Origin of the sequence: Vibrio glycogenivorans (assembly GCF_051660965.1) — a bacterium.
GTDB lineage: Bacteria > Pseudomonadota > Gammaproteobacteria > Enterobacterales > Vibrionaceae > Vibrio.
Window position 1 is genome coordinate 1,001,944 of the sequence record NZ_JBPVIS010000001.1, and the last position, 25,277, is coordinate 1,027,220.

Sequence of the window (25,277 nt, forward strand, 5' to 3'; positions counted from 1 at the left end):
TCATAACAACGAGTGCCACCGTAGTGGCACTTGGTAAATCAATTAATTAAGCGCGTGATACGCATTTTCAGCTAGTTTAACAACTTCATCGCTAACATTCAGCCCTGAATAATGGGCTAACGTCTCAGCAAAGCCTTTCTCGGCGAACATGGCTTGAAGTTCGACCGCCTGGGGATCATCATCGTTCTTGTAGTGGAAGGCAGCTGCGATGCCTTTGATTAGATGAGTATTGGGCAATCCGTACTCGATAGTGCCGTTGAGCGGCTTAATGAGACGATCTTGCGGGCTGAGCTTGCGAATCGGCTGGCGCCCAACTCTGTCCACCTCATCACGCAGATAAGGATTGGCAAAACGGCCTAAGATTTTTTCGATGTAGGCCGCATGTGCTTGCGGATCAAAGCTATAGCGCTGGATCAAAACCGCCCCACTCTCTTGCATCGCGGCCGTCACATCACTGCGGATCGCCGGATCCTCAATTGATTCCTTAATCGTTTCATATCCTGCCAGTACCCCTAGATAGGCAGTGATCAGGTGCCCTGTATTCAAGGTAAACAACTTACGCTCGACAAACGCCATTAAGTTGTCGGTGCACTCCATGCCGGGAATAGTCGGGATTGGGCCCTTAAACTGGCTTTGATCGACAATCCACTCGCTGAAGGTCTCAACAGTGACAGCTAGGGGATCCGTTTCGCCTGCCTCTGGCGGTGGCACAATGCGATCGACCGCCGAGTCAACAAAGCCGACATGCTCATCAGCAAAAGCCTGCACCTGCGGTGACAGCAGCTGATAAACACTCTCTTTAAGTTGGCTGGTCCCACGCACCATATTCTCTGCCGCAATAATATTGAGAGGCGCCGTGTGGGCTCGGCTAGCACGCTTCTCGATGCCTGCTGCTATCGATTTCGCGATGATCTTCAGCACTGTCGGTCCGACGGCGGTCGTCACCAAGTCAAACTCTGCGATGCAATCTTCCACCGCGGATGTGGCTGAATTGATGGCGGTCACCTTAGTGACTGTCTCAACCACGCACTCTTCGCCAACCACCTTCACTGGATACTGATTACGGCGTTGTAGCTCGTTGACCACGGTGTCATTCACATCAGCAAATGTCACGCTAATGCCAGCATCGGAGAGCAACTTGCCAATAAAGCCACGTCCAATGTTCCCGGCGCCAAAATGTAATGCTTTCATAATTTGAACCCTATACCTAATGAATCTCTATAGCGAACGGCTCAACATCCCTCTGAGCGGTAGGCTATACAGACTGGGCTGAAAGGGAGACCAGCGGGGGAAGGCCGGCCTCATTCACTCAGGAGCGAGATGAAATCAGCTATTGAGAATTCGCAACACATCCTCAGGATCTGTGGTGTTTTGCAAACGCTCAACGGCTGCCTCATCATCAAGTGAATTGGTGATCGCCATCAGCACCATATTGTGCTCATCACCTTGTGCGGCGATGCCGATGACCATTTTGGCAACATCATCTTCGTCCTCGCCCCAGCGAATACCCTCTGGGTACTGGCAAAAGACAATACCGGTTTTGAGTACATGCTCTTTGGTTTCAATCGTGCCGTGTGGCACGGCAATCGACTCACCGAGGTAAGTGGACACCATCTCTTCGCGAGCAAACATCCCAGCAACATATTCTGGGTTGACGTAGCCAAGCTTGACTAATTGGTCACCCGCGAACTGGATAGCTTGCTGCTTTTCACTGGCGTGCAATCCAAGGAAGATATTGTCTTTAGTTAAGCTTAGGGTGTTGGACTGAGGTTCACTGCCAGCACTTGGCGCAACCTGTGGCTCAGACGCCCCTGCCTTCTGACTGCCGAGCAGTTTGCTGACTAGATTGTCGTAGATATCGCCATCTAGGAAGTTGCTCAAAGAGATGTGCATTGCACTGCCCGCATGGGTACGAGCGCGGTCAGTGAGATCTTTATGAGTGATCACAAGCTGTGAATCAGCAGGTAAATTGTTGATAGCAAGGTTACTCACCTCGATACCGAGTCCTGCGGCCTCCACTTTTTTACGCAGCAGACTGGCGCCCATCGCACTCGAGCCCATCCCCGCATCACACGCCACATAGATGGATTTCACATCGGCTAAGTTGACCTGTGCGCCAGAAGTCGCCCCCTTAGATGAGGCTTTCATGTCTTGCATTGCGGCAGAAGCTTTTTCCAATGACTCATCGTCTTCTTCGGTTGCCGATGAGGTCTTCATCAGAATCGATGCCACGACAAAACAGACGGCAGCAGAGGCAATCACCGAAAGGATGACTCCGATGTAGGAGCCTTTTGGCGTCATCAGCAGCACCGCAAAAATTGAGCCTGGGGACGCCGGTGAAATCAAACCAGAGTTGAACATCACATTGGTAAACACCCCGGTCATGCCCCCAGCAATCACGGCAATAATCAAGCGTGGATTCATCAAGACATAAGGGAAATAGATCTCGTGGATCCCGCCAAGGAAATGAATAATCGAAGCGCCGGCAGCAGACTGCTTAGCATTACCTTTACCGAATACCATATAGGCAAGCAGCAACCCAAGACCTGGGCCTGGATTAGCTTCAATGAGGAAGAAGATCGAGCGACCCACCTCTTCCGATTGCTGAATGCCTAGCGGAGAGAAAATACCGTGGTTGATCGCGTTATTGAGGAACAAGATCTTCGCTGGCTCAACAAAGATTGACGCCAGTGGCAACAGCCCAGTCTCCACCATGGCGTTAACCCCAGCGGCAAGCAGGTTGGACAACACCTTGACAGCAGGGCCAATCACGACAAAGGCAATAATGGCGCAGATCATGCCGATAATGCCGGCTGAGAAGTTGTTGACCAGCATCTCAAAGCCACTTTTTATCTTGCCTTCAACCGCTTGGTCAAAACGTTTTATTGCCGCACCACCCAGAGGCCCGACGATCATCGCCCCCATGAACATTGGGATATCGGTACCGACAATCACACCCATGGTGGTGATGGCACCAACCACCGCGCCTCGATCCCCGCCAACCATCTTACCGCCGGTGTAGCCAATCAAAAGTGGCAGCAAATACGTGATCATTGGCCCGACTAGGGCAGCTAAAGTCTCGTTGGGCAGCCAACCAGTGGGAATAAATAGAGCGGTGATAAAACCCCAAGCAATGAATGCGCCGATATTGGGCATAACCATGTTGGAGAGGAATCGACCAAAGTTTTGCACTTTGATCTTTGCATCAGGTGATAGCATACAGGTGCCTCAGTTTTTTGTTATTGGGCGACAATAAGGTCGCAGTAATCTTGTGTATATTTTGAATAAAATGTAACACAAGATTTCAAAAACACCTTAATGACGGCAATTTTGTGATCAACCAGATACTAAAAAACCACCATCAATAATCACTAACGATCATCGATCACACTTTTTACTTGTTTATAAATTACACACCGCGATAGTTACGAATAATTCTCACTTAAGTGTGATTTCGATCACCTTCTGCAACTCAATCACCCATCAATAACTAGTGATATTGATCACACTAAGGAAAATTAACTCAGCGACAAACTGGATCTATAGCGAAATTAGACTGGTTTTCAGCCATAAAATTGTCAGTAAATCGCACCAAAGGCCATATTTGGTAATTTTATTACACTATTGGTCTGCCTCAAATTTGATTAATTTGTGTTTTACTTAATCAAAGAAATCGATGAGAAGATGGAGAGATAAGATGATCAAAGCAGTGCTGTTTGATATGGATGGATTGATCTTTGATAGTGAATCACTCTACAAGCGCAGTTGGCAGTTCGCCGCCAGCGAGCAAGGCTTGGTGATCAGTGAAGACCTTTACCAAAACTTTATCGGTGTGCAAGACCCAGAGTGTGAACAAATGCTAGTCGAAGCGTTTGCTGACCAATTTGATCTCCAGCGTTTTATTCAAGTTCGTGATCAGCACTTTCACAACGCGCGAGCTGAAGGGATCCCCTTTAAGCCCGGTTTTGCCGAGCTATTTTCAGCCATTCAATCCAAGCAATTAAAAACCGCCATTGTCACCTCTGCTCCTCGTGCTGATGTTGAGCACAACTTCTCACGAAGTGACTATCTGTCTCAATTTGACCTCGTGATCACCGCAGAAGATGTCAAGCGCGGAAAACCCAACCCTGACTGTTATCAAATGGCGTATCAAAGTTTGGGCCTTAGCGCCCAACAGTGCTTGGTATTGGAAGATTCCAATAATGGCGCTCATGCTGGGTTGGCCGCGAACTGCCAGGTGATCATAATCCCTGACCTGCTCCCTACTCTGCCTGAGTATCAAGATAAAGTCACCTTACTCTCATCGCTAGATCAGGTTATCCCGTATCTCGACAAGCTAGCCTAATCCGCTGGCAGGTCTGATGTTGTCTCTTTACATCCTTTTGGCAGCAATCATTTCAGATACATGTTGAGAAAACTATCCTGGCTTAGACTCAACGCTAGACTTGAGAAAACTCAGATAAAAATGTAATCGTTAACAAAATGTTTACTCCTGAACGATTGGATATCGATAAATGCTGTTGCACTAACGGCTAAAAGCATTTCTACACCACTCACAACCCCCTTCAAACCATTTAAATAACAACATTTTATTAGCCAAAAATTCTTCGAATTCAGTTTCACCAAACACTCGCACTGTTCACGTTTTAATCAATTCGAATATGTAAACGATACCAGTTTTTAACATTAATCACATTTAGTTCAAGTCTTTTGCGTTAACGTCACATAGCTAGTTCATCAAACCAATAACGTTAACTAGGAATGCATAATGAATAAAAAAACACTTCTACTGTCAATGCTTGCTGGCTTCGCTGTATCGGGCATTGCCCAAGCAAAAACCACCCTCGGCTTTACCGTTTATAAGTACGATGACAACTTTATGTCTGTCGTTAGGCAAGCGATTGAATCGGAAGCCTCAACCGACAAAGATGTCCGCCTGCTGATGAATGACTCGCAAAACAACCAGTCGATGCAAAACGACCAAATCGATGTCCTGTTGGCTCGAGGAGTCAAAGCGCTCGCCATCAACCTCGTTGACCCTGCTGCCGCTCCAGTGGTGATCAACAAAGCCAAACTCGATAACGTGCCGATTGTGTTTTACAACAAAGAGCCCAGCCCTGAGGCTTTAGCCAGCTACGACAAAGCCTATTACGTTGGCACCGACTCTAAAGAGTCAGGGATTATCCAAGGCGACTTGATTGCGCAGCATTGGGGGCAAAACCCGGATTGGGACGTCAATGGTGATGGCAAGCTGCAATATGTCTTGCTCAAGGGTGAGCCTGGTCACCCTGATGCTGAAGCGCGCTCAAGCTATGTGATCAAAACCCTCAATGAGCAACACAATATAGAGACCGAAGAGCTGCACCTAGATACCGGCATGTGGGACACCGCGATGGCCAAAGATAAGGTCGATGCGTGGATATCGGGCCCGAACGGCAAAAAGATTGAGGTGGTGATCGCCAATAATGATGCGATGGCAATGGGGGCGATTGAGTCACTCAAAGCCGCTGGTCGCAGTGAGATCCCTGTCTTTGGTGTGGATGCGCTCAGCGAAGCATTAGCTTTGGTACGCTCCGGTGAGATGCAAGGTACCGTACTCAATGATGCCGGCAATCAGGCCAAGGCAACCTTTGAGATCACTCGTAACCTTGCCCAAGGTAAACTGCCAGATGAAGGCACACAGTGGAATATTGTCAACAAGGTTGTCCGTGTTCCTTACGTCGGTGTCGATGCCTCTAATCTCGACTAGTTCCTCAAGGGCAACCCATTCGGGTTGCCCTATTTGCTTATAGAGACACTGCTATGACTGCTGTATTAAAAACCCAAACGCAACCAGAGTGGCTACTCGAAATGACCGGTGTCAGTAAGTCTTTTCCCGGGGTCAAAGCTCTGGACAACGTCACCTTAAAAGTGCGCCCCCACTCTATCCATGCCCTGATGGGGGAAAATGGAGCGGGCAAATCTACCCTGCTCAAGTGCTTATTTGGCATCTACGAGAAGGACGAAGGCTCGATACGATTTTTGGGCCAAGACGTCAACTTCACCTCTTCTAAAGAGGCGCTTGATAATGGTGTGTCTATGGTGCACCAAGAGCTCAACCAAGTCCTACAATGCACGGTGATGGACAATATGTGGTTGGGACGCTACCCCAAAAATGGCCTGTTTGTTGATCATAACAAGATGTATCACGACACCAAGGCGATCTTCCAAGAGCTCGATATCGATATCGATCCGCGCGCAAAAGTCGCCACCCTTTCGGTATCACAAATGCAGATGGTCGAGATCGCCAAGGCGTTCTCTTATGACGCTAAGATTGTGATCATGGATGAGCCCACCTCCTCGCTGACAGAGAAAGAGGTTAATCACCTCTTCACCATCATTCGTAAACTCAAGGACAAAGGCTGTGGCATTGTCTATATCTCACACAAGATGGAAGAGATCTTTGCCCTGTGCGATGAGCTCACGGTGCTGCGCGATGGCCAATGGGTACAAACCTGCCGCTTACAAGGCCTGACCATGGAGCGGATCATTGCCATGATGGTCGGCCGTGAATTGACCCAACGCTTCCCGCAGAAAAACAATACCCCTCAAGAGGTCATTCTCAAAGTCAACAACCTAACGGCCAAAAACCAACCGTCAATCAATGACATCAACTTTGAGCTGCACAAAGGCGAGATTTTAGGCATTGCAGGCCTGGTCGGCGCCAAGCGCACCGATATCGTTGAGACCATCTTTGGTGTGCGAGAGAAGCAGGGCGGGGATATCTATTTGCACGACAAGCTGATGCGCAATAAAGATGCCCATGAAGCGATCCAAAATGGTTTTGCCTTAGTCACAGAAGAGCGCCGCTCGACCGGCATTTACGCCAATCTGGATGTGACCTTTAACTCCCTGGTTGCCAATATCGAGAGCTATCGTCAGAAGTCGGGGTTACTGAGCAACAAAGAGATGAAGGGCGATACCCAGTGGGTGATTGATTCAATGAGCGTCAAAACCCCTAGCCATAAGACTCAAATCGGTTCCCTATCCGGCGGAAACCAGCAAAAGGTCGTCATAGGCCGCTGGCTGCTAACTGAGCCAGAGGTGCTAATGATGGATGAGCCCACCCGAGGCATCGACGTTGGGGCAAAGTTTGAAATCTATCAATTGATCTTGGATCTGGCCAAAAAAGGTAAAGGCATCATCATCATCTCTTCTGAGATGCCAGAATTGCTCGGGATCACCGATCGCATCTTAGTCATGAGTAACGGTCGAGCTGCAGGTACGCTCGTCACCAAAGACACCGATCAAAATGAGATCCTCAATCTCGCCTCAAAGTATTTATAAGGACGCGCAAATGGATATCGCAAAGCTACGCCCACCCAAAGACATAAAAATCGCTGATTATCTCAAAGAAGGCGGCATTTATGCGGTTCTGATCATTCTGTTGGCTATTATCATCATTCAAGAGCCTTCGTTTCTGAGCCTGAGAAATCTAAGTAACATTCTGACTCAATCCTCAGTGCGGATCATTATTGCCCTTGGGGTTGCAGGCCTGATTGTCACCCAAGGCACCGACTTGTCCGCTGGTCGCCAAGTTGGCCTTGCCGCGGTGTTGTCGGCAACCTTGTTGCAGTCGGTCGACAACGTCAATAAGGTGTTCCCTAACCTCGGTGAGATCCCAATTGTCGCCGTGATCATCGCGGTATGCTGCGTCGGTGCTCTAATTGGCCTAATGAACGGTATTGTCGTGGCTTATCTCAAGGTCACGCCGTTTATCGCTACCTTGGGCAGTATGATCATAGTTTATGGGATCAACTCGCTCTACTTCGACTCGGTTGGTGCCTCTCCTGTCGCTGGATTTGATGAGCGATTCTCGACCTTTGCCCAGGGTTTTGTGCAGCTAGGTGACTTTAGGCTGTCCTACATTACCTTCTACGCCATTATTGCTACGGCCTTTGTCTGGGTGCTGTGGAACAAAACCGTGTTTGGCAAAAACATCTTTGCAATCGGGGGTAACCCAGAAGCGGCAAAAGTGTCTGGGGTCAATGTGCCACTGACGCTGCTGAAAATCTACGCGCTATCTGGTGTGTTCTACGCTTTTGGTGGGATGCTTGAAGCCGGACGAATCGGTAGTGCCACCAACAACCTCGGCTTTATGTACGAGCTGGATGCGATTGCGGCTTGTGTCGTCGGCGGGGTGTCTTTTGCTGGCGGTGTGGGCAGTGTCGCTGGGGTGGTCACTGGCGTGCTGATCTTCACCGTGATCAACTATGGCATGACCTATATTGGCGTGAGTCCTTATTGGCAATACATCATCAAAGGCAGCATCATTATCTTCGCCGTGGCACTCGACTCGATGAAATACCAAAAGAAAAAGTAGGGCTATAGCCTGACTTGATTAGATATTGATAAATATCTAATCAAGTTTAAAAGGCGGCCTGCCGTACGGTTTAGCCGCCTATTCTGCAATAAAAACAAATCAGAGCAACACCAAAGTTAGCTGACAAGCACGAGAGTATCTATAGCGAAAAGTATCTTAAGTTTTATATGAAAACATAGCTAATAGAAGTTATTCTTATTGAGCTATTGCCATTACAATCTAATAGTAACAAGATAAATCACCCAATATCCACATTCAATGGCAAAATTAAATTCCTTCAATGACTAAAAAAACAAAGTATTTCACTAATTGTAGCTCATTTAAAAGCCGCTAATCTCTTTGAATATTATACGTTGTCTTAAAGTAGTCCTTTCAGATAGCACTACAACTGATACCAAGAGTAACTTGGCGCTCCACTTTACTTCGATTTAAAGTCCTTGAAAATCATTAGGCCACTTTCGTATCTAATAGGGCCAACTTTAGCCATTGGTCACAAGCGTCAACCCATTTTTCAATAGTTTCTATTGGTAAAACATGCCCTGCCTGCTTGAGCTCAATATATTCAAAAGGATGAGCTACTTTGTCTATAAGCTTGCGAATATAACTTGGTTTAACAATCGTATCCAGTTCCCCTACGACAATGACTGCAGGGATAGATAAAGGTGTGGAGTATGCTCGACAAGGTTGATTGTAAACACTATCAAGGGTCCTTACTGTGTAGTCCCAAACCATTCTCTCATCTTCAAGCGCAAATTTACCCATTGGGTGAGATTCAAACGGCTCGGGTAGATCAATATACATCTTATTGATATCAACGAAAGTGCGAAGGTTGATGGTCAGATTTGGCACCCATCTAGCAACGATCGAAAGATTGCTCCAGCCGATAGAGTGATAAAGATCAGGCGCTATTTCTGATATAAACAATGTGTGACAAACTAAGGCTCTAACCCGACTATCGGCCTCACTCAGCGCCAGTGCTATACGCGAACCAATAGAGCATCCTACCGCAGCAATATCCCCCGCGTAGCGCACCTGGAGATAATCAAGAACAAGTTTTAAATCGCTTATCACTTGTGACAAAACATAGTCACCTCTTACTCCTCCCGAATAGCCGTGTCCCCGCAGGTCCACGCTCAGCACGTTAAAGCCACGAGAGGCAAGCTTAGCTAGTGACTCGGAATAGATTTCGCTGTATGTACCGATGCCAGGTATAAATAGCAAGCACGGTGCAGCTGCACTGTGATGATAAAGCTCAGAATGGATGGGTAAAGTTCCTATTTTCACCACCTCTCTTTGCATCAGGTAAGGGGTGAGACCAAAAGCGCTGTAAATCGCACTCCTCTCGTTTGACCATTCTAAACTTTCTTCGATTTTATTTGTGACGTGCATATTACCTCCATATAAAGCAGTCAAACAGACGCGATAAAATAGCTGACATCACTTTGCATTGGAAGCGTTTACACAATTTTTTTTAATTTAATTAAAAACAATTAACTTTAACAATCATCAATTAAAGTTATAACTTTAACTTGATCAATTTATACAGAACATCATTAAGATAAAAGGGCAAAAATAAATGATGCACGGTTATTTTTATCGTCATTCATACTGAAAATATACAGAACTGGATATTATTTATATAATCACACACATAGCTTATGACGGTCGATGCTCAAGAAAACACAAAATCAACCAAAGTGATTATGTAAGCTTATATTGAATATAATAAAAAAGCAGTGTACTAGGGTACGCTGCTTTTTTTGTAGTATTAATTAGAGACTGTTTGTCTCTAACTCTTAACTTAGAGGCTTAGCCCAGTCGTCTTGACTTATTCAACCGTCACCGCTTTTGCTAGGTTACGCGGTTGGTCAACGTCCGTACCCTTAATCAATGCTACGTGGTAAGACAGCAGCTGCATTGGCACCGTGTAGTAGATAGGCGCAGTGATCTCGTTGACGTGTGGCATGCGGATGATCTTCATGCTCTCGTCCTCTTCAAAGCCTGCGTCTTGGTCAGCAAATACGTACAAGATACCGCCACGAGCGCGGACTTCTTCAACGTTAGACTTAAGCTTCTCAAGTAATTCGTTGCTTGGCGCAATCACAACAACCGGCATATCCGCATCAATCAATGCCAGTGGGCCGTGCTTAAGCTCACCCGCCGCGTACGCTTCTGCGTGGATGTAGGAGATCTCTTTTAGCTTAAGTGACGCCTCCATTGCAATTGGGTAATACTCACCGCGACCTAGGAACAAGGTGTGGTGCTTATCGGCAAAATCAGGGGCTAGCGCCTCAATTTGTGCGTCAAATTCTAGCGCCGCCTCAATTTGGCTTGGCAGCTCATGCAGTGCTTTAACGATTTCTGTCTCACGAGCTTCATCAACGCGACCTTGCAAGCGACCAATTGATACCACCATCATTAGCATTGCTGCTAGCTGGGTAGTAAACGCCTTAGTCGATGCTACGCCAATCTCAGTACCAGCGCGGGTCATAAAGGCAAAGTCTGATTCACGTACCAGCGAAGAGCCTGCCACGTTACAGATCGTCATTGCTGCCATGTAGCCCTTCTCTTTCGCTAGGCGCAGTGCCGCGAGTGTATCTGCCGTTTCACCCGACTGTGAAAGGGTCACAAGTAGGCTGTTTGGACGAGTAACAAACTTGCGGTAGCGGAATTCAGAGGCAATCTCGACGTCACAGCTGACGCCAGCGATATCCTCAAACCAGTAGCGTGCTGCCATGCCTGAGTTGTATGAGGTACCACAAGCCACGATCTGCACGTGCTCGACTTTGCTCAGGATTTCCTCAGCATTGACACCAATCGCGTTGGTGATCACCGCAGAGTCAGACAGGCGTCCTTCCATGGTATTGATCAGCGCTTTTGGCTGCTCAAAGATCTCTTTTTGCATAAAGTGACGGAACTTGCCCTTGTCACCGGCATCGTGCTCTGCATTTGACTCAACGATCTCACGCTCAGCCGGCTTGCCGTTGATATCAAACACGTTAACTTCACGACGCGTGATCTCAGCCACATCACCTTCTTCAAGGTACATAAAGCGGCGAGTAACGCTTAGCAATGCAAGCTGATCTGAGGCGAGGAAGTTTTCACCCACACCAAAGCCAATCACAATTGGGCTGCCCGAGCGAGCGACGACAATGCGAGATGGATCTTTACGATCAACCACAACCGTGCCGTAAGCTCCTTCTAACTGCTTAGCTGTGTTTTGTAGAGCTTCAAGTAGGCTATCGCAAGAGCGACGCTCCCACTCCACCATGTGTGCAATCACCTCAGTATCGGTTTGTGACTCGAACACGTAACCACGTGATTGGAGAAGCTCACGCAACTCTTCATGGTTTTCGATGATGCCGTTGTGCACGACCGCAATATCACCAGACATGTGTGGATGCGCATTGATTTCAGAAGGCTCGCCGTGGGTTGCCCAGCGTGTGTGCGCGATACCCGTGCCGCCAATCACTTTGGCTTCATCGACAGCATCGGCTAGCTCTTGAACCTTACCCAGGCGGCGCACACGGGTTAGATTGCTCTCGCTATCCACCACAGCCACACCCGCAGAGTCATAGCCGCGGTATTCCAAACGGCGTAGACCTTCAACCAAAATTTCAGCGACATCGCGTTGAGCGACAGCTCCTACAATTCCACACATAACGTTACTCCAAGTAGAGAGGTTCTCATCCAATGACTGCCATAGGCTCGCCATATGTGAGAGGGTTAATTATTGAGCGCAAATGACCTTTACGCCTTTGTTTTCGATTGTCTCACGCTGTTGCAAGCTGATATCTGCATCGGTAACCAAGACATCAATTTGCTCCCAGCTGAGCTCTAAATTTGGGATTTTACGACCAATTTTTTCCGACTCGATCATCACGACCACTTCGCGTGAGACCTCAGCCATCACCTTGCTTAGCCCCACCAGCTCGTTAAACGTAGTGGTTCCGCGCTCAAGGTCGATACCATCGGCGCCGATAAATAACTGGTCAAAATCATACGAGCGCAACACCGACTCGGCCACTTGGCCTTGAAACGACTCTGAATGCGGGTCCCAAGTGCCCCCTGTCATTAAGAGTGTAGGCTCGTTTTCTAATTCATTCAGGGCATTAGCGACCATTAATGAGTTGGTCATCACGACTAAGCCACGCTTTGTGCTTAGTTGTTCGATTAACGCGCCTGTGGTACTGCCGCTGTCGACCACGATACGGTTGTGGTCGCGGATCAGGTCTGCTGCACACTTGGCAAGCATAACCTTTCGAGTCGAAACTTTACTACTGAGCGCTTCTGTCACCACTTCTTTTGGCAGTGCAATCGCACCACCGTAACGGCGCAAAAGTTGACCGTTTTTCTCTAGCGAGGCAAGATCCTTGCGAATCGTGACCTCAGAGGTTTCAAAGCGTACTGATAGCTCCTCGACACTGATCTCTCCTTTCTCTTCTACGAGATTGGAAATCGCGTGTCGGCGCATCTGTGTGTTTCGTTTCGACATCAAATTATCAATAGTAAGTTTCACAACGAAAGATAGTGTAGTCGAAACGAAAGGGGCTCGTCTATTTATTTTGAAGTGAAAAATTAAAATTACAGGGCAAAACCTTGTCCTAAGACAAACTCTGATCGTGAATTTGTCGACTTACAGTGGTAGAATCTCGGCCATCAAAAGAAAGTTAATTACAAAATTAGCCGCGATTTTTTGCTCCCAATGACGTGAACTGGGATAAAGGCGAAATAATCTTTCATTTTTTGGAAATGAAACAGTCATAAAATGACTAAAGCACGTGAAAGACTTTCACGACTAGAACGGTAGGTGAGACTTTTGATACTGACCGAGAAGTGCACGCATTTCTCATTTTTTCACCTACACTTCTGGCTAAGAATTTTAATTTCAAATTGTAACAATACTTACCGGAGAGTATTTTCCATGAAAAAGACCAAAATCGTATGTACGATTGGCCCTAAAACTGAATCTGTAGAGAAGCTAACTGAACTAGTAAACGCAGGCATGAACGTAATGCGCCTGAACTTCTCTCACGGTAACTTCGAAGAGCATGCTGTACGTATCGCTAACTACCGTGAAGTTATGGCTAACACTGGTAAACAGCTAGCAATCCTTCTAGACACTAAAGGTCCAGAAATCCGTACTATCAAACTAGAAGACGGCAACGACGTTGATCTAGTAGCAGGTCAAGAATTTACTTTCACTACAGACGCTTCTGTAGTTGGTAACAAAGACATCGTAGCAGTAACTTACGCAGGTTTCGCAGCTGACCTATCTGCAGGTAACACTATCCTAGTAGATGACGGCCTAATCGAAATGGAAGTTATCGCAACTACTGAAACTGAAGTTAAGTGTAAAGTTCTTAACAACGGTGCACTAGGCGAAAACAAAGGTGTTAACCTACCTGGCGTTTCTGTACAGCTTCCAGCTCTTTCTGACAAAGACAAAGCTGACCTTAAATTCGGTTGTGAGCAAGGCGTTGACTTCGTTGCAGCATCTTTCATCCGTAAAGCAGCTGACGTTAAAGAAATCCGTGAGCTTCTAGACGCGAACGGCGGTCAAGACATCCACATCATCTCTAAGATTGAGAACCAAGAAGGTGTAGATAACTTCGACGAGATCCTTGAGCTATCTGACGGCATCATGGTTGCACGTGGTGACCTAGGTGTTGAAATCCCAGCTGAAGAAGTAATCTTCGCTCAGAAGATGATGATCGAGAAGTGTAACCGTGCTCGTAAGATGGTTATCACTGCAACTCAAATGCTTGATTCTATGATCAACAACCCACGTCCAACTCGCGCGGAAGCGGGCGACGTTGCTAACGCAGTAATGGACGGTACTGATGCAGTAATGCTTTCTGGCGAAACTGCTAAAGGTAAGTACCCAGTTGAATCTGTAGCTATCATGGCGCAAATCTGTGCTCGTACTGACGGCGCTCTAAAAGCTGAGCTAGGTTCTCGTCTAGACAGCCCACGTCTACGCATCACTGAAGCAGTATGTAAAGGCGCAGTAGACACAGCTGAGAAGCTAGCTTCTCCACTAATCGTTGTTGCTACTGAAGCTGGTAAGTCTGCACGTTCTGTACGTAAATACTTCCCAACTGCAAACATCATCGCGGTAACGACTAACACTAAGACTGCTGCTCAGCTAGTTCTTACTAAAGGTGTTACTCCAGTTGTTGTTGAGTCTATCGACAGCACTGACGCATTCTACGTAGCTGGTAAAGAGATCGCTCTAGAAACTGGCCTAGGTAAGAAAGGCGACATCGTAGTGATGGTTTCTGGTGCTCTAGTTGCTTCTGGTACAACTAACACTGCATCTGTTCACGTACTATAATTCGCTGAACACTTGCTAAGAAAAAAGAGAGCCTCGGCTCTCTTTTTTGTTTTTCTATCTTCAGTTCGCCTATTTTTTGTTTCAAGTCTACATATACTCTTCGTTACTGAGACATTGAGACACTCGATTACGCCCCAGCGCTTTAGATTCATACAAGGCGATATCTGCCCACTTATAGCTGCGCTGCCTATCCGATGTCATGTCGGTATAGCCAATACTCACCGTGACTTTGAGCTTAGGCTCGTTCGCAACACTCATCAACACCCGCTCCAATAGACTTTGCGCCTCACTGAGTGTGGTATGAGGGAGTATAAGCGCAAACTCTTCCCCACCCACTCGAGCAACAAAATCCGTATCTCGGACACTACGCGTGATCACTTGCGCGACATCTCGAATGGTGCGATCACCCTCGTCGTGGCCTTGTTGGTCATTAATGCGTTTAAAATGATCGATATCGATCAGAGCCAGACAATAGGTCGGAGACTCAGGATAGCGCTCAATCAATGAGGCGACTCTGTCTAGCTCACTCTCAAATTTTCTCCGATTCCAAAGTCCAGTAAGATCATCTCTCTCACTCAATATACGCAATTGATCTTCTAACCTTTTGCGCTGATCGATATCGACAAACGAAAAAATGTAGTAGTTGAGATCTCCCCGGCGCGATAAATCAGCCTGGATGCGACATATCACCGCGACACTTCCCCCATCGCGTTTTGTTAGCACGAGCTCTCCTTCCCATAGGCGGTCACCCGCGAGCTCAGCTTCAATCTTGCTGTACACATCAGACCCTTCAGCGCCAAGCAGAGCGTCGAGCATCGCTCTTCCCTTGGCATGCGCCTCGCCATACCCCGTCAAGCGCGTAAACTCACGGTTAACCAACACAGTGCGCTCATACTCATCGGTGATCATCACAGCTGAGACTCCCTCGAGAGCCGCCATAGCCAGCTTGCTCTCGAGACTTTTTTTCGAAGAGATAAACACCAAGTAGGTGGTTGGCAATAAAATAATCAGTAGCAGCACGACCACAAACATCGCCTCTTGAACGATGGCACTAATATCTTGCTCTGCTCGCTGCGCTAATTGCTCTGGGCTCATATGGATCACTGCATACAATGCGGGCTCACTAACAACACCGACAAATGCATAGATAGACAGAGCTCCATTTTGTATTCGGTAACCAAACTCCGGATTGCTTTGCATCGCCTGCCAAAAGTTTGGGTATTGTGTGGCAAACAAATCCGCTCGCTTATACCTTGATAGGGGATTGACAAACTGACCATCCCCAGAGATCAAATCCGCAACTAGGGTGGGATCAGTTGAAAAGGCCAATCGAGACGAAACTTGTTCAAGGTCGATATCAATGACCAAATAAGCCAGCCGTTGATCACGATACACAAGAGGCATCATGATCTTTAGGGATGGGGACAGTTGTGTCTCACCACCATACTGATAACTGGTCTCTATTCCCCAAGTCGCTAACTGCCCATCGGGGATATTGATCAGGTAATCAAAATACTCCGCTACGTCATTGTGCGCTTGATGACTTCCGGCGTCAGCTTGCTTACTGCCATTTAAGTCATCAATTGCCAGCAGTACTTGCCCCTCGAGGCCAAGTACTTGAATTGAAGAAAACCACTCCTGCTTATCAGCCACATTTAGCCAAAAATTATACAAGACAGTACGACTATCCTCTTCGGGGTAGCTTAGATAATCGTTCAGGGGCTGACTATTGGCTAACAAGCGCGAGGCCGCGATCAACCTCCCACGCAGTAGAGCGAATTCGCTTTTGATATGGTTCAACTGAGTTTGCGACTCAGTGACAGCAAACTCCAGTGTAGCGGCCTTACTGTCTAAATATCGCTGGTAGTAATTAGCAAAGATCACCACCAACAAAGTAATAAAAACTAGAGTGGATAAACCAAGCAGTCGCAGTGGTCTCACCTATAATCTCTCTCTTGCATCGATTGCTGTGCCTCTGCAGGTCCAGATTCATGCGGCACATTATACCCAAGTGACACCGAGATGCAGTCCGATGAGGCATGACTTGGGGACAAGTGCTTAAGCATTAGTCTTACTGCGCCAGTTTAAATATCACGTCGACGCGTTCGTTGATCGCTATCGATTGATCTTGATACGAGTCAGTCTTAACCTGACTGTCCATCGCTTGCGCCCTCATCGGTTGAACTCGAGCGGGTGAGTAGTCAATCCGCCAAACTTGCTCGACCTTTCGATCGAAGCCTGCCGCCAATCGGGCTGCTTTGGCTTTGGCATCCTCAATCGCCAGCTGTAAGGCTCGCTGTTGATGCTGCTCAAACTGCGAGGATTGTAGCGTGATACTATCAACCCGATTAACACCAGCGGTCATTGCTATGTCCATATATTGTTCAAGCTGGCTAATATCATCGACGTGCAGCGTAATACTGCGAGAGGCCTTGTAACCTGCAAGCTCGCGGGGACGATCATTTTTCGCGTAATGGTATTGAGGGGCGATATGCAGGTTTGAGCTCTCGATTTGCTCACGCTTGATGCCCGCGCTTAGCCATAACTCAAGCAGCGAGTTAACGCTCGAGTCTGCAGCAGATTTCACCTCTTTTGCTGTCTTGCCATGCTCTTCTACCCGCAATCTCAGCAAAGCTTGGTCTGGCACCACCTTTACCTCGCCAAATCCACTGGTTTGTATATGGGCAAAATCAAGCTGATTCGCCATTGCCAATCTTACTGGCATCACTGAAATTACAGCCAAGCTCAACCAGCCGATAAAAGAAAAACCTGTCCATCGAAAAGAGTTCATCATCATTACATCAATCCTTTTTCACTTAGTGCTATCAATGCCCTACCCTATTGACCGGAAACTCGACAATTAATTCAACCTAACCGTCAATATCTCTTGGCTATCGTGCACCCATCGATTTACTCTAGGGCCGTGGATACTAACCAACAAGGATGAACTTAAAATGATAACGCTCGGGATAGAGCAAAGTTGCCAACGCCTTTTTAATTGGAATCAAGATCAGCTGATGAAGCACAATATCGCTTATCAACAGTGGCACCATGAACCCATTTTTGACTTTGCCACCGATATTAAAGTCGCCAAGCAGCTTGGCTGGCAAGGGACTCACAGCAAAAGCTTGTTTCTCAAGACCAAGAACTCCAATACGTACGCCGTTTTTGTCACCGACAAAGACTCGCGTATGGATAGCAAGGCGATAAAAAATGTGCTCGGTCAGCGCGTCACAATCTGCAGTGATGAAGAGATGCAGAGCCAGATCGGTTGCTTTCCTGGCGCCGTGTGCCCGTTTGGCCTAGATGCGAGTGTTAGCCTAGTGATCGATAAACGCCTGCTAAGCCATGATGAAGTTTTCTACACCCCAGGTAAGCCGGATATCACCTTTGCACTAAGTGGTAAGGGCTTGGAGCAGTTGCTAGCCACACTGCCCAACCCTGTCCATGTTATCTAAATAGTGAAAGCGAGGTCTTTACGACCTCGCGAGCGCGGGCAGTTAAGCGGGCGCCTTATCCATATGAAGATCCAGTTGTGGGAATGGGATCTCGATACCTGCTACATCGAGTGCTTCTTTGATCGCCTGATGCGACTCAAAGTACACTGGCCAATAGTCCGCTGTTTTACACCATGGACGAACAACAAAATTGACCGAAGAGTCAGCCAACTCAAGAACGCCAATGGTAATGTCAGGGTCTTTGAGGATACGCTCATCTTTCTCAAGCGCTTCTCGGATCACGCTTTTGGTCAACTGCAGGTCGGCGTTATAAGCCACTCCAATCACCATATCGACGCGACGCTTATCATGGCGCGAATAGTTGGTGATGGGCCCATTAATCACACCAGCATTCGGCACCACAACCATCTTGTTATCCGGCGTAGTCAAAACCGTTTGGAAGATCTGAATCGAGGCGACGTTACCGGCCACACCAGCTACCTCTACATAATCACCCGACTTGAACGGTCTGAAGGCAACGATCAACACACCAGCGGCGAAGTTAGATAGCGAGCCTTGTAAAGCAAGACCAATCGCCAAACCGGCGGCACCTATCACAGCAACGACCGATGCGGTCTGGACCCCAATCCGTCCTAATGCCGCAATCAGAACGATCACGAATAGAAGATAACGCACTAGACCATGGACAAACTCGACCACCGCGTTGTCCATATCCTTGCTCTTGAGCAGCTTGGCAACGCTGTTGGCCACTGCCTTAACAATGATGTTACCGATAAACAGGATCAGTAGTGCCGAGATGATATTCACCCCATACTGAATGATCAGGTCACTGTTATTACTAAACCACTTCTCTGCCTCGGCCACCCCGTTGACCAAGGACTCTTCAATATCAATAGATTCGGTTGACATAGTTACCCCTTAAAATCCAATCTATATAGCTTAATGTAGAGCTTATCTGGCATTACAAACCGGTAACCGACAACCTAACTTGATACTGGCGAACACCTTTGGTTTTTGTTGTGGCGAGCGAACGCCACACAATCAACAGTCTCGTTTTCCTCGAGCTAAACTGTTTGCTAACAAGCGTATGCAACTTCTTAAATTAATTCCAGATTTTTGTTAGCAGATAGTTAATTGTTTTAAGGTGGGCATAAAAAAACCTGCTCAATGAGCAGGTTTTTATCAATCAGTGAGCCGCGCTAGGCGGCCCCAAAAGAAAGCCAAGGGCTAACTTATAGTACATCTACTGCGTTTAGGTCAGCGAACGCTTTCTCTAGGCGTGCAACCATTGACGCTTGACCAGCACGTAGCCATACGCGTGGGTCGTAGTACTTCTTGTTTGGCGCGTCGTCACCAGTTGGGTTACCGATTTGGCCTTGTAGGAAGTCACGGTTGTCAGCTTCGTATGCACGAACGCCGTCCCATGTTGCCCACTGTGTATCAGTATCGATGTTCATTTTGATTACACCGTAGCCGATAGACTCTTGGATCTCAGCTTCAGTTGAACCAGAACCACCGTGGAATACGAAGTTCAGTGCGTTAGACGCGATACCGAATTTCTCAGCACAGTGTGCTTGAGAGTCACGTAGGATAGTTGGAGTAAGAACAACGTTACCTGGCTTGTAAACGCCGTGTACGTTACCGAAAGACGCAGCGATAGTGAAGCGGTGTGAAACAGCGCTTAGTTTCTCGTATGCGTAAGCAACGTCTTCTGGAGAAGTGTATAGCTCAGACTGATCCATATCAGTGTTGTCTACGCCGTCTTCTTCACCACCAGTACAACCTAGTTCGATCTCGATAGTCATACCCATCTTCGCCATGCGCTCTAGGTATTTAGCACAAGTTTCGATGTTCTCTTCTAGCGACTCTTCAGAAAGGTCTAGCATGTGAGAAGAGAATAGTGGCTTACCAGTTTGAGCGAAGAACTCTTCACCCGCGTCTAGTAGACCGTCAATCCAAGGTAGAAGTTTCTTAGCTGCGTGGTCAGTGTGTAGGATCACTGGTACGCCGTAAGACTCAGCAACTGCGTGTACGTATTTCGCACCAGCAACTGCGCCAAGAACCTGCGCTTCTTGACCTTCAAGCTTAAGGCCTTTACCTGCGAAGAACGCTGCGCCGCCGTTAGAGAACTGAACTACAACAGGTGCTTTAACTTTAGCTGCTGCTTCAAGAACTGCGTTTACAGAGTCAGTACCTACAACGTTTACCGCTGGAAGAGCAAAGTTGTTCTCTTTTGCTACTTCAAATACTTTTTGTACGTCATCACCAGCGATAACACCAGGCTTTACGAAATCAAAGATCTTAGACATGGATCCAATCCTATTTATATCTGTCGTTTAAATAATAACTGTTACGTTTAAACTTTTGCTTCTGCTTACCTGCAGTGATCAAAATTTAGCAAATTTTGTCGCCGCCTGCAGAAAATAGAAAAGCGGGAAACTTTCGTCCCCCGCTTTACAAAATTACTTAGCGCGTGCTTCTAGCATTTCAACCGCTGGAAGTACTTTACCTTCTACAAACTCAAGGAAAGCACCGCCGCCTGTTGAGATGTAAGATACGTCCGCTTTGATGCCGAACTGATCGATAGCCGCTAGTGTGTCACCACCGCCTGCAACTGAGAAGCCTTCAGAAGCGGCGATCGCTTCAGAGATGCCTTTCGTACCTGCTTCGAAGTTCTTGAATTCGAATACGCCAACAGGACCGTTCCATAGGATAGTCTTAGCGTTTTTCAGGATCTCAGCAAGCTCAGCTGTTGAGTCTGGACCTAGGTCGAAGATCATGTCGTCGTCAGAAACGTCAGCCACGTTCTTGATCTCAGCTTCAGCGTTCTCGTCGAATGCTTTTGCACAAGCAACGTCAGTTGCAACTGGAATTGCACACTCATCCATTAGCTTCTTCGCTGTGTCAACTAGGTCTGCTTCGTATAGAGACTTACCTACGTTGTGGCCAGCTGCTGCGATAAAGGTGTTTGCGATACCGCCACCAACAACCAGTTGGTCAGCCACTTTTGATAGTGACTCAAGCACAGTTAGCTTAGTTGATACTTTTGAACCACCAACGATAGCTACCATTGGGCGAGCTGGCTTGTCCATTGCTTTTGCTAGAGCTTCAAGCTCGTTAGCAAGTAGAGGACCTGCACATGCTACTGGAGCGTGCATGCCAACGCCGTGCGTTGAAGCTTGTGCACGGTGAGCAGTACCGAATGCATCCATTACGAATACGTCACATAGTGCTGCGTAAGCTTTAGATAGCTCCTCGTCGTTCTTCTTCTCGCCTTTGTTAAAGCGAACGTTTTCTAGAACAACAAGCTCACCTGCGTTTAGCTCAAGACCGTTTAGGTAGTCTTTTGCTAGTTTCACGTCGCAGTCTAGTGCGTCGTTTAGGTAGTTTACTACTGGCTGTAGAGAGAATTCTTCTGCGTATTCACCTTCAGTTGGGCGACCTAGGTGTGACGTCACCATAACTTTAGCGCCAGCTTCTAGACAGCGCTTGATGGTTGGAAGTGATGCTAGAATACGTGCATCAGAAGTTACTTTGCCTTCTTTCACTGGAACGTTTAGGTCAGCACGGATAAATACGCGTTTACCTGCTAGATCCAGGTCAGTCATCTTGATTACAGACATGTTGTCCTCTCAACTAAATAATTAAAGTGTTTGTTAAGCCCGGCATCCGGCCGAACTCGTTAATCCTTCAAACTACTATCGAATATGGAGATATTTGATTTATTTTCAAGTAAAAAATAAATAAATCTCCCGGTTTTATGAACTGGCGCTTGATGTCCGCATTGCCAGCGCTGTATCCAGCATTCGATTGGCAAAGCCCCATTCGTTGTCACACCAGACCAGCATCTTAACCAGATGCCCGTTGCTCACTCGTGTTTGGGTTCCATCCACGATCGCACTGTGGGGATCATGATTAAAATCGATGGAAACGAGCGGCGCTTCAGTATAGTCAACTATGCCCCTTAATGTACACTGAGAGGCATCAATAATGACTTGATTTACGTCATTAACTTTCACATTTGCGTTAATTGTGACACTTAAGTCCATCGCAGTGACGTTTACCGTCGGTACGCGCACCGAAATCGCTTCAAATTTGTTGGAAAATTTCGGAAAGATTCTTTCGATACCTTTATGTAATTTTGTGTCAACTGGGATGATCGACTGGCTAGCCGAGCGGGTTCGGCGCAAGTCAGAGTGATAGGCATCAATCACTTGTTGATCGTTCATCGACGAGTGGATGGTAGTGATGGTGCCAGAATCGATACCAAAGGCGTCATCCAGTGCCTGGATGATGGGTACGATACAGTTGGTGGTGCAAGAGCCATTAGAGACGACTCTATCTTCTGCGCGCAAGCTGGTGTGATTAACGCCATAAATGATGGTGTTATCCAGATCCGTCGCCCCTGGGTGTGAAAACAAGACTTTGCCTGCGCCGGCTTTGATGTGCTCTTGTCCATCGGCTTGAGAGCCAAACACACCCGTGCAGTCTAGGACGATATCAACCTCAAGGTCGCGCCAAGGCAGCAGCTCAATCTCAGCTAAATGCAGGATACGAATTGAATCCCGTTCACCGGTGTCATGGTGAACATAGATATGCTCTTGATCGTTGCTGATGCGCTTTTTAAACCGCCCATGGCTGGTATCGTATTGCAGCAGGTGTGCCATGGCGTCGGGCTGAGCTAACTCATTGACCGCCACAACTTTGATCTGCTGATCCTTTTCGCTTTCATACACTGCACGAAGAACATTACGCCCAATTCGTCCAAATCCGTTAATGGCAACTCTTAACACCGCCCAGTCCATCTTTTTGTGATCAATTCGAGCTGCAAATACTAACGCTAACCCCACCTAACCTCAAGGCACAGATTTTTGCCGATGCTTATGCTGATGTTGGTGTTGTTAATAATTCAAAGTATCCATTGTTGAAAAGCAAAAGGTCGAGCATCAGCTCGACCTTTTCTCTTTACACTCAAGATGCTGAGTTTGTGGTAGCGCTTAACAAAGACTACTCTTGCTCGTCATCTTCCTCTGGGTAAATGGCATCTTCGCCCTCGTAGTAGGTGCCCCAGCCGTCGTAGATGATGTCGTATTTCTCAGCGAGGTGGACCAGCTTTTCGACTTGAGCATCAATCGCTTCAGCGTTCAATGCCGACTCCATGGTCGCATCACAACAAAGCAGTTTGTTGCCATCTTCGTCTTCGGTCTCTTCTGCCTCAAGCACCTCAAAGCCCATCTTAAACGCTTCAACAACCGCCTTTTCTAGCTTGTCAAAATCTTCGGAAAACAGGTGGTGCTCAATCTCATACAGGGAATCTGGCTCACTGCCATCTTCTAGCAGCGCTTGGATAATATCGCGTGTCTCTTCTTTCTGAAATTCAATCAGCTCTTCAACAGACATGTATTCATCTTCATGAGACATAGTAAGGGACTCCAAGGTGGAATAATTTAAAGATATGAGTTTGCGTGGAAATATGGCACGGATCCTTGCCAAATACCAGATATTCACTCATAAATCGATGTTTTACGCTCACTCTCCGTCCAATCCCCTTAGCGAGCTCACCCGCGCAATTTAGGATATTGTGCAATCGCTTGAGTGTCCCCCTATGGCAAGGTATCGCTTCGATATGGTTCTTGAACGCATAGACTGCCAGTTTGAGTCATTCACATCGCATAGCCAGTCATTTTTGTGATCTAACTCTCAGCTGTAGTGCATTGAATCTTTGTTTGGCCATTTTGCATAAATACAAAATTAATTGCTTAATTTTGTTCCTTTAACAGGATGAGAGCGGTATTTTTTAACTTGCATCTTGATATCAAGCTTGTCATAAATACCCCTAGGACAAACAAGTAAGGATACACAATGAGTAAGTTGTACGTGGGTTCAGAGGTTGGACAGCTAAGAAGAGTACTGCTCAACCGCCCAGAGCGCGCCCTCACCCACCTAACGCCATCTAACTGTCACGAGCTGCTGTTTGATGACGTGCTTGCGGTTGAGGCTGCAGGCGAAGAGCACGATATCTTTGCCAATACCCTGCGCGAGCAAGATGTTGAGGTTCTGTTGCTGCACGACTTGCTTGAAGAGACCCTAGCGGTGCCAGAGGCAAAGCAGTGGCTACTGACCAATCAAATTTCAGACTTTCGCTATGGCCCCACTTTCGCCCATGATCTGCGAGGTTACTTGGCAGAGATGGACAACCAACACCTCGCGACGGTATTGCTAGGTGGTCTTGCTTACTCAGAGTTGCAGCTCAAATCCTCATCAATGCTGCCTAAGATGCACCGCCCACTCGATTTCGTCATTGAACCGCTACCCAATCACCTTTTCACTCGCGATACTTCATGCTGGGTATACGGCGGGGTTTCCCTCAATCCAATGATGAAACCTGCACGTCAACGTGAAACCAATCACTTACGTGCGATCTATCGCTGGCACCCGGTATTCGCAGGTCAAGATTTCGTCAAGTACTTCGGTGATGAGGACCTGCATTATGACAACGCCAACATTGAGGGCGGTGATGTTCTGGTGATTGGCAAGGGTGCAGTATTGATTGGTATGTCAGAGCGCACCACGCCTCAAGGGGTTGAGAACCTAGCAGCGCAGCTGTTCAAGCATGGCCAAGCAACACAAGTGATTGCGGTTGAGCTGCCCAAACATCGCTCATGCATGCACCTTGATACCGTCATGACCCATATCGATGTCGACACCTTTTCTATCTACCCTGAGATCATGCGCGACGATCTGCCGACTTGGCGACTGTCACCGAAAAATGGCGCGGTAAAGGTTGAGCAAGTACCAAGCTTTATCCACGCGATTGAGCTCGCACTAGGACTCGATTACCTAAAAATTATCACCACCGGCGGTGATAGCTACGAGGCCGAACGTGAGCAGTGGAACGATGCCAACAACGTGCTAACCGTCAAACCTGGCGTCGTGATTGGCTATGAGCGCAACGTCTACACCAATGAAAAGTACGATAAAGCAGGGATCAAGGTTCTGCCTATTCCCGGTAACGAACTCGGCCGAGGACGCGGCGGCGCCCGCTGTATGAGCTGCCCGATTGAGCGTGATGGCCTTTAAGGCAGAGGCGGGAATCGAGAGTCGAGAGGCGAGTAGTGTT

19 protein-coding genes are annotated in these 25,277 nt (G+C 47.4%); 7 read left to right on the top strand and 12 right to left on the bottom strand.

Translation table 11 applies throughout. From position 1 onward, the window contains the following. Window positions 1–42: 42 nt before the first annotated feature. Together ACSTTG_RS04430 and ACSTTG_RS04435 are read right to left on the bottom strand one after the other, a co-directional pair. Window positions 43–1,191 carry a mannitol-1-phosphate 5-dehydrogenase gene (locus ACSTTG_RS04430; RefSeq protein ID WP_438473880.1) on the bottom strand — a complete coding sequence of 383 codons (1,149 nt, stop codon included), beginning with the start codon at window positions 1,189–1,191 and terminating at the stop codon, window positions 43–45. A gap of 135 nt (window positions 1,192–1,326) precedes the next feature. Further along, window positions 1,327–3,219: a PTS mannitol transporter subunit IICBA gene (locus ACSTTG_RS04435; RefSeq protein WP_438473881.1), complete on the bottom strand. Its 1,893-nt coding sequence runs from the start codon at window positions 3,217–3,219 to the stop codon at window positions 1,327–1,329. A gap of 478 nt (window positions 3,220–3,697) precedes the next feature. On the opposite strand from ACSTTG_RS04435, the gene ACSTTG_RS04440 reads away from it, so the two are divergent. From ACSTTG_RS04440 to mglC, 4 genes are all read left to right on the top strand, one after another. Beyond that, on the top strand, window positions 3,698–4,345 hold the full coding sequence (locus ACSTTG_RS04440) for an HAD family hydrolase (protein ID WP_438473882.1): 648 nt from the start codon (window positions 3,698–3,700) through the stop codon (window positions 4,343–4,345). Between the two features lie 423 nt (window positions 4,346–4,768). Beyond that, window positions 4,769–5,749, top strand: a complete 981-nt coding sequence (gene mglB / locus ACSTTG_RS04445; RefSeq protein WP_438459236.1) for a galactose/glucose ABC transporter substrate-binding protein MglB — start codon at window positions 4,769–4,771, stop codon at window positions 5,747–5,749. 53 nt (window positions 5,750–5,802) lie between these two features. Further along, entirely contained in the window at window positions 5,803–7,326 is a 1,524-nt protein-coding gene (gene mglA, locus ACSTTG_RS04450; RefSeq protein WP_438473883.1) for a galactose/methyl galactoside ABC transporter ATP-binding protein MglA, read from the top strand. A 10-nt stretch (window positions 7,327–7,336) separates the two neighbouring features. Continuing rightward, window positions 7,337–8,362 (top strand): galactose/methyl galactoside ABC transporter permease MglC, encoded by a 1,026-nt coding sequence (mglC, locus tag ACSTTG_RS04455; protein ID WP_438459238.1) that lies wholly within the window; start codon window positions 7,337–7,339, stop codon window positions 8,360–8,362. 447 nt (window positions 8,363–8,809) lie between these two features. Here the strand turns inward: mglC and ACSTTG_RS04460 are convergent, their stop codons facing one another. From ACSTTG_RS04460 to ACSTTG_RS04470, 3 genes are all read right to left on the bottom strand, one after another. Continuing rightward, window positions 8,810–9,751, bottom strand: coding sequence for an alpha/beta hydrolase (locus tag ACSTTG_RS04460; protein WP_438473884.1), 942 nt, complete (start codon window positions 9,749–9,751; stop codon window positions 8,810–8,812). 439 nt (window positions 9,752–10,190) lie between these two features. Further along, complete coding sequence (glmS, locus tag ACSTTG_RS04465; RefSeq protein ID WP_438459240.1) at window positions 10,191–12,023, bottom strand: glutamine--fructose-6-phosphate transaminase (isomerizing); 1,833 nt, start codon at window positions 12,021–12,023, stop codon at window positions 10,191–10,193. Between the two features lie 69 nt (window positions 12,024–12,092). After that, window positions 12,093–12,857, bottom strand: coding sequence for a DeoR/GlpR family DNA-binding transcription regulator (locus tag ACSTTG_RS04470; protein ID WP_438459241.1), 765 nt, complete (start codon window positions 12,855–12,857; stop codon window positions 12,093–12,095). 429 nt (window positions 12,858–13,286) lie between these two features. Here ACSTTG_RS04470 and pykF point away from each other — a divergent pair, with 429 nt between their 5' ends. After that, a complete protein-coding gene (pykF, locus tag ACSTTG_RS04475) occupies window positions 13,287–14,699 on the top strand; it encodes a pyruvate kinase PykF (protein WP_438459242.1) in 1,413 nt (470 codons plus the stop codon). A gap of 87 nt (window positions 14,700–14,786) precedes the next feature. Here pykF and ACSTTG_RS04480 read toward each other — a convergent pair whose 3' ends face one another. Then, window positions 14,787–16,640: a sensor domain-containing diguanylate cyclase gene (locus tag ACSTTG_RS04480; RefSeq protein ID WP_438459243.1), complete on the bottom strand. Its 1,854-nt coding sequence runs from the start codon at window positions 16,638–16,640 to the stop codon at window positions 14,787–14,789. A gap of 130 nt (window positions 16,641–16,770) precedes the next feature. After that, window positions 16,771–17,496 carry an SIMPL domain-containing protein gene (locus ACSTTG_RS04485; protein WP_438473885.1) on the bottom strand — a complete coding sequence of 242 codons (726 nt, stop codon included), beginning with the start codon at window positions 17,494–17,496 and terminating at the stop codon, window positions 16,771–16,773. A 220-nt stretch (window positions 17,497–17,716) separates the two neighbouring features. Between ACSTTG_RS04485 and ACSTTG_RS04490 the strand changes: the two genes are divergently transcribed. Beyond that, entirely contained in the window at window positions 17,717–18,157 is a 441-nt protein-coding gene (locus ACSTTG_RS04490; protein WP_438473886.1) for a YbaK/EbsC family protein, read from the top strand. Window positions 18,158–18,199: 42 nt separating this feature from the next. On the opposite strand, the gene ACSTTG_RS04495 is transcribed toward ACSTTG_RS04490, so the two are convergent. The 5 genes from ACSTTG_RS04495 to rraB form a co-directional block, all read right to left on the bottom strand. Then, window positions 18,200–19,066, bottom strand: coding sequence for a mechanosensitive ion channel domain-containing protein (locus ACSTTG_RS04495; RefSeq protein WP_438473887.1), 867 nt, complete (start codon window positions 19,064–19,066; stop codon window positions 18,200–18,202). 323 nt (window positions 19,067–19,389) lie between these two features. After that, window positions 19,390–20,466, bottom strand: a complete 1,077-nt coding sequence (fbaA, locus tag ACSTTG_RS04500) for a class II fructose-bisphosphate aldolase (RefSeq protein WP_438459247.1) — start codon at window positions 20,464–20,466, stop codon at window positions 19,390–19,392. A 153-nt stretch (window positions 20,467–20,619) separates the two neighbouring features. Then, a complete protein-coding gene (locus ACSTTG_RS04505; RefSeq protein WP_438459248.1) occupies window positions 20,620–21,780 on the bottom strand; it encodes a phosphoglycerate kinase in 1,161 nt (386 codons plus the stop codon). A gap of 135 nt (window positions 21,781–21,915) precedes the next feature. Beyond that, window positions 21,916–22,950, bottom strand: a complete 1,035-nt coding sequence (gene epd / locus ACSTTG_RS04510) for an erythrose-4-phosphate dehydrogenase (RefSeq protein WP_438459249.1) — start codon at window positions 22,948–22,950, stop codon at window positions 21,916–21,918. Between the two features lie 214 nt (window positions 22,951–23,164). After that, a complete protein-coding gene (gene rraB, locus ACSTTG_RS04515) occupies window positions 23,165–23,578 on the bottom strand; it encodes a ribonuclease E inhibitor RraB (RefSeq protein ID WP_438459250.1) in 414 nt (137 codons plus the stop codon). Between the two features lie 441 nt (window positions 23,579–24,019). Between rraB and arcA the strand changes: the two genes are divergently transcribed. Beyond that, the gene (arcA, locus tag ACSTTG_RS04520) at window positions 24,020–25,237 is read left to right on the top strand and encodes an arginine deiminase (RefSeq protein ID WP_438459251.1); all 1,218 of its coding nucleotides are present in this window, start codon (window positions 24,020–24,022) and stop codon (window positions 25,235–25,237) included. Window positions 25,238–25,277: the final 40 nt, after the last annotated feature.